The sequence below is a fragment of the Caballeronia sp. RCC_10 genome (genome assembly GCF_041360715.1).
GTDB classification, from domain to species: domain Bacteria; phylum Pseudomonadota; class Gammaproteobacteria; order Burkholderiales; family Burkholderiaceae; genus Caballeronia; species Caballeronia grimmiae.
Genome location: NZ_JBFUPT010000009.1, coordinates 108,517 through 121,772, shown reverse-complemented (window position 1 = coordinate 121,772; position 13,256 = coordinate 108,517). Strand labels below are relative to the sequence as shown.

The following is a 13,256-nucleotide window of genomic DNA, read 5'->3' as shown; positions in this document are numbered from 1 at the left end:
GTGCCTGAGAAAGAGCGCGCGATTGCGCCGACGCGGGTAACGGATGTGTGAATCAGGCAAGCGCATCACCTTACAAACTCATAACTGGAGCTCACATGGCGAAAGAAGAACTCATCGAACTCGATGGCATCGTTGACGAAGTCCTCCCCGACAGCCGCTATCGCGTGACGCTCGACAACGGCGTTGTCGTCGGCGCATACGCATCGGGCCGCATGCGAAAGAACCACATTCGTATTCTGGCGGGCGATCGCGTCACGCTGGAATTGTCCGTGTACGACCTCACGAAAGGCCGCATCAACTTCCGTCACAAAGACGAACGTGCAGGCGGCGGCGCGGCACGCGCACCGATGCGCCGGCGTTAAAGCAACCGGCGTGTGTCAATAGCGTCCACCGCTGATCCGAAGGCTGCGTCAAAGCCCTTGATCCGCGGCGGGCGGCGCCTCTGTTTTACCCTCGCGCCGACAGCAGCGCGTTGATTCCCACCGCAAATCCATCGGCGTCATTCGTCGCCGACACCAGGCTCGCGCGGCGCTGCACGCCTTCCGACGCCTGTCCCATCGCAATCGATACTCCCGCAATCTCGAACATCGCGATGTCGTTGGTCATGTCGCCGAGCACGGCCACGCGTTCGAGCGGCACGTTCTTGCGACGCGCCAGTTCGCGCACCGCTTCGCCCTTGTTGGCGAGCACGTGCGTGATGTCGAGGTAATAGCTCTGCGAGCGCGCCGCGTTCGCGCGCCCTTCGAGCCGCGTTTGCAATTGCTGCTCGACGCGTTCCAGCAGCGGCGCATCGGCGGTCGAGCCGACGATCTTGTCGACCGCATCCAGATCCACGTCATCGAAACGCTGCACGAGCACGCCGTCGTAACCGACCGTGCGACGCTCGCGCGGCACGTATGCGCCCTCCGCATTCGTCAGATACCACACGTCGCCGACGAACACCCACGCATCGACGCCCGCCGCCGCGAGCGCTTCGAGCGAGGTTTGCACCGCGTCTCGCGGCAGCTTGTGGGCGGCGAGCACTTCGCGCGTGCGCGGATCGACGAGATTGCCGCCGTTGTACGACGCGTAAGGCATGTCGACGGCAAGCGTCTCGACGATATGCCGCATGCCCGCACCCGGCCGGCTGCTCGCAACGGTGAACGCGACGCCCGCTTCGTGCAGGCGGCGCACGGCGTCCTTCGCGGCGTCGCTGATCGACTTGTCGGTATGAAGCAGCGTGCCGTCGCAATCCGATACGACGAGTTCCACGTGCGCGAGCGCCTCTAAGGCGGCCGCGCCGTCGCCGTCGACGCTATGCAAACCGTATTGGCCTTTGGCGTTCATGAGAGCGCTCCTTCGCGCTGATTGAAGTGAGGCAGTTGACGGGTCTCGCGAACCGAACGCGGATGCCACAGCTTCGCGCCGCCTTCGATGCCGGCCGTGTTGGACACGACCGCGACATTCGGCGGCAAGTCGAACTTCAGATGCGCGGCATTTCCTCCGCCGATCCACAGCTTGTCGTAGTTCGCGAGCGTCGCCAGTATGCCGATGATCTTCTCGACGCGCCGGTTCCAGCGCTTGTTGCCCGCCTTCTCGCGCGCCGCATTGCCGATATATTCGTCGTAAGTGCGGCCCTTCGAGACCGGATGATGCGCAAGCTCCAGATGCGGCATCAGTTCGCCGTCGCGAAAAAGCGCGGTTCCCGCGCCCGTGCCGAGCGTCAGCACCATTTCGATGCCGCTGCCTTCTATCGCAGCGAGGCCCTGCATCTCCGCATCGTTGATCATCCGCGCGGGCACGCCGCCGAGACGCGCGGCGATCATGTCCGCGAGCGGCACCCGATACCAGTATTCGTTGCCGAGATTCGGCGCGGTGAGCACGACGTTGTCGCGCACGACGCCGGGAAAGCCGATCGATAGATGCGTCGGCGGGTCCGCGATGATCGGCTCGATGAGCGTCATCAGCGTATCGACGACGGCATCGGGCGTGGCGGGCCTGGGCGTCGGCACCCGCACGCGCTCGCTTTTCATCTCGCCGTCTTCGGCGAGAACCGCCGCCTTCAAACCCGTGCCGCCGATGTCGATGGCGAGGATACGATCAGCCTTCGGCGCGCCCTTGGCGGTGGAAACGCGCGTCCTGTGCTTCGTTTTGGATTCCGTGCTCACGCTGCTTGTCCTCGTTCGAAAGAGAATTACTTCTTGTCGATGGCATCGGTCAGCGGACGCCACGCGCGGCCATCGGCGGCGAGCAGCTGATCCGCTGCTTCCGGGCCGGCGCTGCCCGACGCATAGCCATGCACGGGCAATTCGGCATCCGGATGCAGCACGCGATCCACCGCCGCCCACGCCGTCTCGATGCTGTCGGCGCGCTGAAACAGCGTCGGGTCGCCGAGCATGCAGTCGTACAGCAGCGTCTCGTAGCCGACATTCGCGCTCGCGGCGAAGAAATCGCTGTAGTCGAACGCCGATCGCACCGCGCCGACCTGCATCAGCGGGCCGGGGATCTTCACGTTGAAATCGAAGCTCGTGCCGTGCGCCGGATCGATGCGAAGCGTGTAGACGTTCGGCGTCAGCGCATCGACGGGAGTATCGCGGAAAAGACGGAACGGCACAGCTTTCAATTGCACCGAAATCTCCGTGCGCCGCTCCGTCAGCCGCTTGCCGGTGCGCAGATAGAACGGCACGCCCGCCCATCGCCAGTTTTCGACATAAACGCGCGCCGCCGCGTAGGTCTCGGTGCGGCTGTCCTTCGCGACGCCCGGCTCGTCCCGGTACGCGCAGCCGGCGGGTCCGGCTTCGTACTGGCCGAGCACCACATCGTTCGCGGTCAGTGGCTTGATCGCGTCGAAGACGTCGGCTTTCTTGTCGCGCACGCTCTCGGCATCAAACGAATTCGGCGGCTCCATCGCGACCATGCCGAGCAACTGGAACAGATGATTTGGCAGCATGTCGCGAAATGCGCCCGTCTGCTCGTAGAAGCTGCCGCGCCCTTCCACGCCGATGGTTTCCGCCGCCGTGATCTGCACGTGGTCGATGTACTCGCGCCGCCAGACAGGCTCGAACATCGCATTGGCGAAGCGCACGGCGAGAATGCTCTGCACGGTGTCCTTACCGAGAAAATGATCGATGCGATACACCTGCGATTCGTCCGCATGCGCGAGGATGCAGCGGTTCAGTTCCTTCGCGGAGGCGAGGTCCGTGCCGAACGGCTTCTCGATCACGATCCGCCTGAATGCACCGTCCTTCTGCTCTAGCAGACCGGTGCGCCCGAGCCGCTCGGCAATGGGCGCGAAGAAGCGCGCGCTCACGGCGAGATAAAACACGACATTGCCGCTCTTTTGCTGCCCGAGCCGTTCCTTGAGGCGCGTGAAGGTTTCGTCTTCGGCGAACTCGCCCGAGAAGTATTCGAGCTTTTGCGCGATGCGGTTCCACGCGTCTTCGTTCAGCTCCGACGTATGAAAGGTGCTCGCCTTGTCGGCGGCGAACTTGCGCAGCGCCTGCGTCAGTTCATCGCGCCATTGCGCGGTTTCCCGCTCGCCATGATTGACGCCGATGATCTGCATGTCGTCGTCGAGCAAGCCCTGGGCGGACAGGTTGTAGAGCGCGGGCATCAGCAGCCGCTTCGTGAGATCGCCTGCGGCGCCGAAGATGACCAGCGTGCAGGCGGGCGCGCGCTTCGCCAATGTGCTGGAATCGCTCGACTGCTTTGCGTCATTTGACATGACTTGAGATCCTTTTCCGTTGGGCTGAAGCTGGAAAGACCCTCGCCGATGCGGCACAGTTCAATTCGACGCTGCGTCTTTCGGCGCATGCGCTTCTTTGTATGCTCTTTGTAATTTCGCGCCTTTCGTGTCGTAAAATGTCCGCGCTGACGACGACGCGTCGCGCCTTCACCGCTTACTCACATGAATGCAACCGACACATCCATCGATTTGTCCGCTTACTTCGCGCGCATCGGCTATCGCGACGCACAACGTCCCGCGCCGACGCTCGACACACTGCGTGCGTTGCATCTGCTTCATCCTCAGGCGATCCCTTTCGAGAATCTCGACGTGCTGCTCGGGCGTCCGGTGCGGCTCAATCTGGCGTCGTTGCAGCGCAAGCTCGTGACCGACCGGCGCGGCGGCTACTGCTACGAACACAATCTGCTTTTCCGCAGCGTACTTGAAGCGCTGGGTTTTCGCGTCAGAAGCTACGCGGCGCGCGTGCTGTGGGGCCGCACCGATGCCGCGATGCCGCCGCGTTCGCACATGCTGCTGGTCGTGGAACTGGACGAAGGCGCGTTCCTCACCGATGTCGGCTTCGGCGGCATGACGCTGTCCGCGCCGCTCGCGCTCGCAAGCGGGCTCGAGCAGATTACCCCTCACGGCGCGTTTCGCCTGGAGAGCATCGAGCCCGACGCGCGGCTGCCGCACTACCGGCTGGATGCGCTGATCGAAGGCAAGTGGACGCCGGTTTATCGCTTCGACTTCGATCCGCAATACGACATCGACTACGAGATGTCGAATCACTTCGTCTCGACCTTTCCGCAGTCGATCTTCGTGCACAACCTGCTCGCCGCGCGCCTCGCGCCGGGCCGCCGCTACGGCCTGTTCAACCAGCGCTTCTCCTCGCACGACGATCACGAAGGCACCACGCATCGCGAGTCGTCCAGCGTGGCGGACCTGCGCCGCACGTTGAGCGAAGAGATCGGCATTCATCTGCCGGATGCGCCCGATTGCGCGAACCCCGTTTCTTCCGCGCACCTGGACGCCGCGCTCGCACGGCTCTTCACGCCTCCTTCAATCGATCCGGCCTGATCACACGAGACCGCACACACCCGATGTTCAGAAAAAAAACGACCGGCGGCCGCGAGTTTCATACGCATCACCGCAGCACGATGCTCGGAAGCCGCTTGCCCGCCTGGCGCTCGCGGCTCGTCTTCGCCGGCGTGACGGCCGCGTTTCTCGCGCTCGCCGGACGTGCGATGTGGGTGCAAGTGGTCGATCGCGAGTTCTACATCGGCGAAGGACAGAAGCGCTATCAACGCACGCTGGCGCTCGCGGCGACGCGCGGGCGCATCGTCGACCGGCATGGCGCGATGCTCGCCGTGAGCCTGTCCACGTACGAGGTCTGGGCGAATCCGAAGCGATTCGACGGCGCGCGCAACGACGACATCGCCCGCCTCCTCGACATGCCGCCGCGCGAGCTGGCGCGGCGTCTCGGCACCGATCGCAGCTTCGTGCTGCTCAAGCGGCAGGTGGAAGCGCAAGCCGCCGAGCACATCGCGGAGATCGGGCGCGCGGGTGTCACGCTCGTGCCGGACACGAAACGCTTCTATCCCGAGGGCGAATCGGCGGCGCATGTCGTCGGCTTCACGGATAACGAGGACAAAGGTCAGGAAGGCGTCGAACTGGCCGCCGATGCGCGTCTCGCCGGCGAGGCGGGCCAGCGCGAAGTCATTCGCGACCGGCTGGGGCGCGTCGTGTCGCAGATCGGCGAAACGGACCTGCCGCAGAACGGCGAGACGATTCAACTGACCATCGACCGGCGCATTCAGCAGCTTGCGCATTCGCAACTGAAGATGGCGATCGCGAAACATCGGGCGCGTGCGGGCAGCGTCGTCGTGCTCGATGCGAAGAACGGCGAAGTGCTCGCGCTCGCCAATTACCCGAGTTTCGATCCGAACGACCGCAACCGTTTGACCGGCGAGCAGTTGCGCAATCGCGCGCTGACGGACACGTTCGAGCCCGGCTCGACCATCAAGCCGCTGGTCGCGGCGCTGTCCATCGACCTCGGCAAAGTGCGGCCGGATACGCGCATCGACACGAGCCCCGGCACCATGAAGATCGGCCCGAACGTGATTCACGATACGTCGAATCACGGCGTCATCACCGTGTCGGAAGCCGTGCAGATGTCGAGCAATGTCGCGCTGACGAAGCTCGCGCTGCAACTGCCCGCCCAGACCATCTGGGACAAGTATCGCGAATACGGCATCGGGCGCGCGCCGGAACTCACGTTTCCCGGCGCGGCGACGGGGCGGCTGCGCTCGCCCGAGCGATGGAAGCCGATCGAACAGGCGACGATGGCGTATGGCTACGGCCTTTCGCTCTCGCTGCTTCAAATCGCGCAGCTCTACACGCCCTACGCCGGCGACGGGCGCTTCCACGCGGCCACGCTCATTCATGGCGAGAAACGGCGCGAGAGCGTGCCGGTCATGAAGTCGACGACCGCGGCCGCCGTACGCAACATGCTCGAAATGGCGATGGGGCCGAACGGCACCGGACGCGCCGCCGCAGTCGAAGGCTATCGCGTGGGCGGCAAGACCGGCACCGCGCGCAAGCAGGTCGGGCGGTCGTATGCGGCGAACAAGTACCGCGCGTCGTTCGTCGGCATCGCGCCGATGAGCGATCCGCGCGTGATCGTCGCGGTGATGATCGACGAGCCGTCCGGCGGCACCTATTACGGCGGAACGGTCGCGGGGCCGGTCTTCTCGGGTATCGTCGGCGCGACACTGCCGCTGCTCGGCATCCCGCCGGACGCATGAAGCGCCGATAGAGCGCCGATAGAGCGCCGATAGAGCGCCGATGCAGCACCAAGGAAGCGCGGGCGCGCAGGTTGCTGCGCTACTTGTCCGAACTGTAAAGGCGCTGTGCTCTAATCACGTGATCGCCTGAACCCACGATAACGGGAAGACCATGAAAAAACTCGCCGCGGCCCTCGCGCTGCCCATGCTCCTCGCCGCTTGCGGCCGCTTTTATAACGCCGATGCAGGCCAGCCGGAAGTCGATACCGCATCGACGGAAAACAAGGTCAACAGCATCGTTCAATGCATCGCCGGCGAAGCGAAGAAGCACGACGCCACGTTCAAGCAGACCGCGATTCCGCAAGGCGCGATGCTCGAATTCGGCGATTCGAACGTCATCAAGGTCCGTTACGACAACGGCCAGACGGTCTATCGCTTCTATCCGGGCGAGCGCCACGCATCGAACCTGTGGCTCGAAGGCGCGGGCAAGAAATGCGCGCCGTGACGCGCGGAGCCTGAAGCTCATGCGCTCGACCAAAGCCATCAACGCCGTCGAACGGCTCAAGACCCGCAGCGGCAATCCGCACTACGCGGCCGTCAGCATGCCGGGCGGCTACTTCTATCTCATCGAACGCTCGGCGGAAGGCTCCAACAAGCTCTGCGAGCCGCTGCCGATGGACGACTTCATCACATTCGTCAACGCGCGCGAACCGGCCAGGCCGCGCAAGGTCAGCAAGCTCGACCAGGCGATGGAAGCGCAAATCGGACGCAGCGGCAAACGCGCGGGCGGGCCGTCATCGGACGAAGACGCGTAGGTCCCTTGCATCGCGTGTGGCGCGTCGCAGCATCGAAAGCCGGGCGTCGCCCGCGTCGAGTGTGCGTTGACAGACGGAGCCATACGGGGCTCATTGCGTACATTTCGTTCAACGGTCGTACCTTTGATCGACAAAGATTCAAAGAAGCACAACGGTCACGATCGTGAAGATAACGAGCAAGGGCCGCTCGCGACGATTCAGCAGAAATCGCGCGGGCGAAACGGGGTGCCGGCTGGCGTAACGACGAAGAGCGTGCGCCGCGCGGCTGAGAGGAAGACCAGCGATGAAGAAGAAAAAAAGCCAGGCCACGGGCAGCCTGTTGCCCTCGGCTTTGGCGGATGTCGAACTTAAGCATATCGAACGCGCGGTCGCGCAGCTTCGCACGATGAACAATCAGTCGCCCGGCACGCTCAACGTCGAATACTGGCGTGAACGGCTCACGGCCGTCGTCAACGGCTATGCGCTCGTGCCGGCGCAAACGCAGCGCATCGAGGCGTTGCGCATCGCGCTCGACGCCATGCAAAGCACACCACGCGACGGCGGAAGCCGCAAAAGGACGACCAACAGGCTTTGGGCGAAAGCGGCCTGACAACCGCTTTCGCCACTCGCGCCGCGGGCGCGATCCCCGGTCGTCCTGCGCGGGGCATACCGCGCGTGCTTGCAATACCCGGCAGGCGAATTGGCCTCAGGCATCGTTCGTGCTCGATATGAAACTCCTTTGAGCCACGCCTGGAGGCGCCATGTCAGTATCGTCACATCGAATCGCCGCCACTCTTTTCGCGTGCGCTGCCGCCGCATTCGGCACGACCAGCCACGCCCAGATCACGCAGCCTGCCGGTTCCGATCAGCAGGAAAACCGCACCTCGGATTCGACCACCCGGGCTAATCCATCGGGAACGGTGGTGCATGAATCGCAGCGTCCGCAATCGAAGGATGCCGCCGGCAAGGCGCGCGGCGCGACCGTCGGCAAGGAACACAAGACCGACGGCGCGGGCGGATTCAACAACGGCCTGTACGGCACGGGCGCGGGCAACAACAAGTAACCCGCGTCGCTTCGCAGCGCGCGGGCCGTCCTTGCATTCAGTCCGCGTGCCGCGCCGTCCCGTTGATCTCCGGCGCGATAGCCCCGTGATTGACGATCGCCACCAGTGACACCCCGCCGATCACATTGCCGATGAACGTCGGCACCAGGAACACGAGAAAGTACTCCGATACGCTGGCCGCGCCGGTCATCACCGCATACGCCGATTCGACCGAGCCCGCGATCACGTGCGACAGCTTGCTCACTGCGACCGTATAGGTCACGAGCAGGATCGTGAGAAGACGCGCGGAACGGGCGCTCGGCAGCAGCCACACCATCAGCGCGATCAGCCAGCCGGCGAACATCGCGCGCACGACGGTCACGCCGAATTCACCCGACAGCGGCGCCCTCGACACCTTCGCGAGCGATTCGATCACGTCCGGCGAAAACACGCCGGGAATCTGCAGCAGGCCCGCGAAAATCACCGTGCCGACCAGGTTGAAGAACAGCACGATGCCCCATAGCCGGAACGTCTTTCCGAGCGTCTTCAGGTCGCGCCGCGTCAGCACCGGCAGAACCGCCGTCAACGTGCTTTCGGTAAATAGCTGCTGGCGTCCGAGGATGACGAAGACGAAGCCGATCGTATAGCCGAAGCTCGCGATCAGGCTGCGCCAGCTCGTATCGGGCAGTTCGCTTTCGAGGATCGACTGGACGAGAAACGAGAATCCCATCGAGAGGCCGGCGGCGAGCGCGGACCACATGAGGGCCGCGAAGGTGCGCTCCATCGCGGCCTCGCCCTCTTCGCGCACGATCTCGTGAATCACGAGCGCGTGTGGCGTCGAGTGCTCAGCCGCCTGTTCGCGTTCGGCGTCGTCGAGGTGAGGTGAGTCTTGTCCCGCGGACGGGTCCTTGTCCGGCTTTGCCATGATCGTTCTCCGTGTAGGCCGCCCGATGCGAGATCGATGGGCGGCAGGCGCACGGTGACAGCAGGAAGGATGCCCGTGTAAAGAAAACGTCAGTCAGCGCGCGTTGACGGCGTCCTGCGCATCGTAGCCGCGCCACTTGTAGATCAGCGCCGACACGAGCCAGCATGCGGCGAAGAGGCCGACGATCGCATAGCCGAGCGCGCCGAAGTGCTCCGAGAGCATCGCGGCGAAGTCCCATAGCCCGCCCTTCAGTTGCAACCGGTCCGCCATCAGGCCGAGCGCCTCGACGCCACCCACGAACACGGCGATCACCACCGACACGAGCGTCACCGTCAGGTTGTAGTAGAGCTTGCGGACTGGCTTCATGAAGGCCCAGCCGTACGCGCCCAGCATCAGCATGCTGTCGGCGGTATCGATCAGCGACATTCCCGCCGTGAAGAGCACCGGAAACACGAGGATCGACCAGACCGGCATGCCGCGTGCCGCCTCGCTTGCGGCGATGCCCATCAGCCCGATCTCCGTGGCCGTATCGAACCCGAGTCCGAACAGAAAGCCGAGCGGATACATGTGCCAGCTCTTGCCAACTAGTCCGAACAGCGGACGCACGATGCGCGCGAGCGGACCGCCGGCGATGACCAGCATGTCGGCGTCCGCTTCGGCGATGGCGTCGCCGCGGCGCACGCGCTGGAACGCGCGCCACACGCCGCGCAGCACGAACAGGTTCATCGCCGCGATCGCAAACAGAAAGAGCGCGGACACCGATGTGCCGATCAGTCCGCCGATCTCGCGAAACGACGAGAAGCGGTCCTGCACCGCGAGCGCGGTCGCCGCGATGAGCGCCGTCGCGAGCACGACGACGGTCGAATGCCCGAGCGAAAAGAAGATGCCGACGCCGAGCGGGCGCTTGCCCTGCTGCATCAGCTTGCGCGTGACGTTGTCGATGGCGGCGATGTGGTCCGCGTCGACGGCATGGCGAAGCCCCAGCGAATACGCGAGCATCGACGTGCCCAGCAGCAGCGGATAGTGACGAAACGCGATGAGCGCCCAGACCCAGGCGAGGATATTGAACACGACGAGCCCGGCGAGCAGGCGCATCGACCGGCGCGGCAGCCGGGGCGTGATGGGAGAACTTGGGAAAAGTGACGCGGTGCCGGTTTCGGGAGGTCGGGCCATATGCGCGCGGGGCTGGACGGAGCGTCAGAGAATACCCCGCTTCGGTCCCCGGTCAATATTCGCTATCGCCCAAGCGAAATCGCCCGGCCACCGCGAAACATGCGACGGCCGGGCGATGGAACGAGTCGGCACGAACCCGCTTACTTGCCCATGATCGTTTCGACGGATTCGCCGATGATCACGATTTCTGTGCGGCGATTGCGCGCGCGGCCTTCGTCCGTATCGTTGCTGGCGACGGGACGGTCGTACGCATAACCCTTGTAGTTGATGCGCGCCGGCGCCACGCCCTTGTCAGCGATCGCCCGCGCGACGGTCTCGGCGCGCTCCTGCGACAGCGTCTGGTTGTAGGCGTGATCGCCGACGTTGTCGGTATGACCTTCGACCAGCACCGGCTTCGTGCTGCGCTTGATCAGCACGGCCGAGCGGTCGATCGCGGCGGCGGACCCGGCGCGCAACGCGGACTTGTCGAAGTCGAACAGCACCTTCTCCGGCAGACGGACGCCGACACCCTGATCCGTCTTCGTCACTACGATCCCCGCCGCCTGGTTCAGGGCTTCCTCGTTCGTGCGGTTCAGACTGGAACAACCCGTCAGCACGGAAATGGCGGCCACACAGGCGCTCATAGCCATCAGCTTCTTCAACTCTTTCTCCTTGCAGCTCATGAAATTAGCGTCGCGGAGAGCATCGCCGCGCGCCGTGACTCCATCACGTTGGCATGTCTAACCATCAAGCAATGTCGGCATGTTACGGATGCGCTTATTCAAGCGGGCAGAGGTATAGCACGGGCGTGCGATCGACTTGTCAACACTTGTCAACATTTGCAGAGCCCAAGGCGGCGCAGGAGATGCCGCGCCTTTCCCTTCACCGCGAAAAACATAGGCCGATTCGTTCGTTGGGCGAATGAGGCCGCGCGGCTAACATGGCCCTTCCGCTGAACAGAGCCCGCCATGCCACGCTATATCGACGACGCACAACGCGATGCAATTCAGGATCGGCGCGCGTCGTGGCGCTGGCGCAGCGAATGGCCGACGTGGCTCGTGATCGTCGCGGTGCATGGCGGCTGGTTCGCCGTCGCGAGCAACGCACAAAGGCTCGGCTTGCCGGTCGCGCTCGTCTTGCTGACGGTGCTGTCGTGCTGGTACATGTCGCTGCAGCATGAACTGCTGCACGGGCATCCGACGCGCTGGCCGTTCGTCAACATGCTGTTCGGCATCGCGCCGCTCGCGGTGTGGTTTCCGTATGCGGTGTATCGCGACTCGCATCTGCGCCATCACGACGACGCGCATCTCACCGTGCCCGGTCGCGATCCGGAGAGCTATTACGTCACGCCCGAACAATGGAACAACGCGGGCGCGCTGCTGCGGGCCGCGATCGCCGCGCGCAACACGTTTGCAGGCCGCATGCTGATCGGGCCGTGGTTTTCGATCGCGGCGTCGTGGCGCGAAGCGGCGCAAGCCCTCGCGACGCGGCAATGGCGGATCGCCGGAAGCTGGACCGTCCACGTCACGGCGCTCATTGCGCTCGCATGGTGGCTCGATGCGCGATGCGGCATTCCGTGGCGCGCGTTCGTATTCGGCGTCGGCTATGCGTCGCTGGCGCTGGCTTCGGTGCGATCGTTTCGCGAGCATCGCGCGGTTCACGACGAACGCGAACGTACGGTCATCAACGAGGCCGCGTGGCCGTGGCGGCTGCTTTTCCTCAACAACAACTATCACGCGGTGCATCACGACTTGCCCGGCGTGCCGTGGTATGGCCTCGGCGACATCTATGCGCAACGGCGCCACGCGTATCGCGCGGGTACCGGCGGCTTCGTCGTGCAGGGATATGGCGAATGGTTCGCGCGGCACGCGTTCACGAAAGCGGCGTCGCCGGTGCATCCGTTCGCGCAGGACACGGGCGCGCAGGCTGCAGCGCGGATTGCGCCGGGCCGCCGCGAACTGGGTACGATGCAGTCTCCTTCCGCCTGATTACCCGCCTTCATGCAGTGGATCGCCGCTCTGCCGATGTACAACATCTCGCCCGCCGTCGCCGACGACTGGCGCGCCCTGCTCGGCGCCGTGCTGACGCGCGTATCCCCGTGGCTCGACGCGCGAGGCGACACCGTGCGGATCGTCGATCCCGGCGCGGACCTCACCGCCTTCTGGCTGCGCGACGACGTGCTGCTCTCGCAAACCTGCGGCTATCCGCTGCTGCACGCGCTGAATGACCGCGTGCAGCTCGTCGCGACGCCCGCGTTCGATGCGCCCGGCTGCGAGCGCGGCGGCTATCGCAGCGTGCTGGTAGCGGGCGCACAGGTCGGCGCGTCGTCGCCCGAAGCGTGCCGGGGACTGCGCGCCGTCTACAACGACGACGATTCCAACAGCGGCATGAACCTGTTTCGCCATGCGGTCGCGCCGCTGGCATCGGGCGGGCGGTTCTTTTCGTCGGTCACGAAAAGCGGCGGGCATCTGGCGTCGCTGCGGGCGATCGCCGTCGAGCGGTCAGCCGATGTCGCCGCCATCGATTGCGTCACGCTCGCGTTCGTGCGGACGCATTGGCCGGAACTGGCGGCGGGCATCCGCGAAATCGGCGCGACGGCGAGCGCGCCTGCGCTGCCGTTTATCGCGTCGAAGCGCGTGCCGAAAGGCATCGTCGATGCACTCGCCGCCGCGCTGTCCGATGTCATCGCGCGGGACGGCGCGCTGGCGAAGCGGCTAAGGCTCCGCGGCGTCCTGCGCTTAACGGAAGCGGATTACGCGTGCATCGACCGATACGAACGCGACGCGATCGAGCTGGGGTATCCGCGGCTCGCCTGAAATCACGCCGCGCATATCCTGGCGAGCGCCTGCCACTGCG

Annotated in this window: 15 protein-coding genes; 9 read left to right on the top strand and 6 right to left on the bottom strand. The window is 64.8% G+C overall.

Features of this window, described 5'->3' with window-relative positions; genetic code table 11:
* Positions 1-95: 95 nt before the first annotated feature.
* A complete protein-coding gene (gene infA / locus AB6804_RS17620; protein ID WP_049652720.1) occupies positions 96-362 on the top strand; it encodes a translation initiation factor IF-1 in 267 nt (88 codons plus the stop codon).
* Between the two features lie 85 nt (positions 363-447).
* Here infA and AB6804_RS17615 read toward each other — a convergent pair whose 3' ends face one another.
* The 3 genes from AB6804_RS17615 to zwf are packed head-to-tail and all read right to left on the bottom strand — an operon-like array spanning position 448 to position 3,703.
* A complete protein-coding gene (locus AB6804_RS17615; RefSeq protein ID WP_370887525.1) occupies positions 448-1,326 on the bottom strand; it encodes an HAD family hydrolase in 879 nt (292 codons plus the stop codon).
* The gene (locus tag AB6804_RS17610) at positions 1,323-2,147 is read right to left on the bottom strand and encodes an ROK family protein (protein WP_370887524.1); all 825 of its coding nucleotides are present in this window, start codon (positions 2,145-2,147) and stop codon (positions 1,323-1,325) included. The genes AB6804_RS17615 and AB6804_RS17610 overlap by 4 nt, the downstream gene beginning before the upstream one ends.
* 26 nt (positions 2,148-2,173) lie before the next feature.
* Complete coding sequence (gene zwf, locus AB6804_RS17605; RefSeq protein ID WP_370887523.1) at positions 2,174-3,703, bottom strand: glucose-6-phosphate dehydrogenase; 1,530 nt, start codon at positions 3,701-3,703, stop codon at positions 2,174-2,176.
* A 183-nt stretch (positions 3,704-3,886) separates the two neighbouring features.
* On the opposite strand from zwf, the gene AB6804_RS17600 reads away from it, so the two are divergent.
* The 6 genes from AB6804_RS17600 to AB6804_RS17575 all read left to right on the top strand — a co-directional run bounded on the left by AB6804_RS17600 (position 3,887) and on the right by AB6804_RS17575 (position 8,344).
* Positions 3,887-4,780, top strand: a complete 894-nt coding sequence (locus AB6804_RS17600) for an arylamine N-acetyltransferase (protein ID WP_370887522.1) — start codon at positions 3,887-3,889, stop codon at positions 4,778-4,780.
* A 23-nt stretch (positions 4,781-4,803) separates the two neighbouring features.
* Positions 4,804-6,507, top strand: coding sequence for a peptidoglycan D,D-transpeptidase FtsI family protein (locus AB6804_RS17595; RefSeq protein WP_370887521.1), 1,704 nt, complete (start codon positions 4,804-4,806; stop codon positions 6,505-6,507).
* A 151-nt stretch (positions 6,508-6,658) separates the two neighbouring features.
* Positions 6,659-6,991, top strand: coding sequence for a hypothetical protein (locus AB6804_RS17590; protein ID WP_035969346.1), 333 nt, complete (start codon positions 6,659-6,661; stop codon positions 6,989-6,991).
* Positions 6,992-7,010: 19 nt separating this feature from the next.
* Positions 7,011-7,301: a hypothetical protein gene (locus AB6804_RS17585; RefSeq protein ID WP_370887520.1), complete on the top strand. Its 291-nt coding sequence runs from the start codon at positions 7,011-7,013 to the stop codon at positions 7,299-7,301.
* A 283-nt stretch (positions 7,302-7,584) separates the two neighbouring features.
* Positions 7,585-7,890, top strand: a complete 306-nt coding sequence (locus AB6804_RS17580; RefSeq protein ID WP_370887519.1) for a hypothetical protein — start codon at positions 7,585-7,587, stop codon at positions 7,888-7,890.
* A gap of 151 nt (positions 7,891-8,041) precedes the next feature.
* Positions 8,042-8,344, top strand: a complete 303-nt coding sequence (locus AB6804_RS17575) for a hypothetical protein (protein WP_035969337.1) — start codon at positions 8,042-8,044, stop codon at positions 8,342-8,344.
* A gap of 37 nt (positions 8,345-8,381) precedes the next feature.
* On the opposite strand, the gene AB6804_RS17570 is transcribed toward AB6804_RS17575, so the two are convergent.
* The 3 genes from AB6804_RS17570 to AB6804_RS17560 form a co-directional block, all read right to left on the bottom strand.
* Positions 8,382-9,248 (bottom strand): formate/nitrite transporter family protein, encoded by an 867-nt coding sequence (locus AB6804_RS17570; protein ID WP_370887518.1) that lies wholly within the window; start codon positions 9,246-9,248, stop codon positions 8,382-8,384.
* Positions 9,249-9,341: 93 nt separating this feature from the next.
* Complete coding sequence (locus AB6804_RS17565) at positions 9,342-10,343, bottom strand: HoxN/HupN/NixA family nickel/cobalt transporter (RefSeq protein WP_370887517.1); 1,002 nt, start codon at positions 10,341-10,343, stop codon at positions 9,342-9,344.
* 218 nt (positions 10,344-10,561) lie between these two features.
* On the bottom strand, positions 10,562-11,062 hold the full coding sequence (locus AB6804_RS17560; protein ID WP_370887516.1) for an OmpA family protein: 501 nt from the start codon (positions 11,060-11,062) through the stop codon (positions 10,562-10,564).
* A 306-nt stretch (positions 11,063-11,368) separates the two neighbouring features.
* Between AB6804_RS17560 and AB6804_RS17555 the strand changes: the two genes are divergently transcribed.
* Together AB6804_RS17555 and AB6804_RS17550 are read left to right on the top strand one after the other, a co-directional pair.
* Positions 11,369-12,388 (top strand): fatty acid desaturase, encoded by a 1,020-nt coding sequence (locus AB6804_RS17555; RefSeq protein WP_370887515.1) that lies wholly within the window; start codon positions 11,369-11,371, stop codon positions 12,386-12,388.
* Between the two features lie 12 nt (positions 12,389-12,400).
* A complete protein-coding gene (locus tag AB6804_RS17550) occupies positions 12,401-13,216 on the top strand; it encodes a phosphate/phosphite/phosphonate ABC transporter substrate-binding protein (protein WP_370887514.1) in 816 nt (271 codons plus the stop codon).
* Positions 13,217-13,256: the final 40 nt, after the last annotated feature.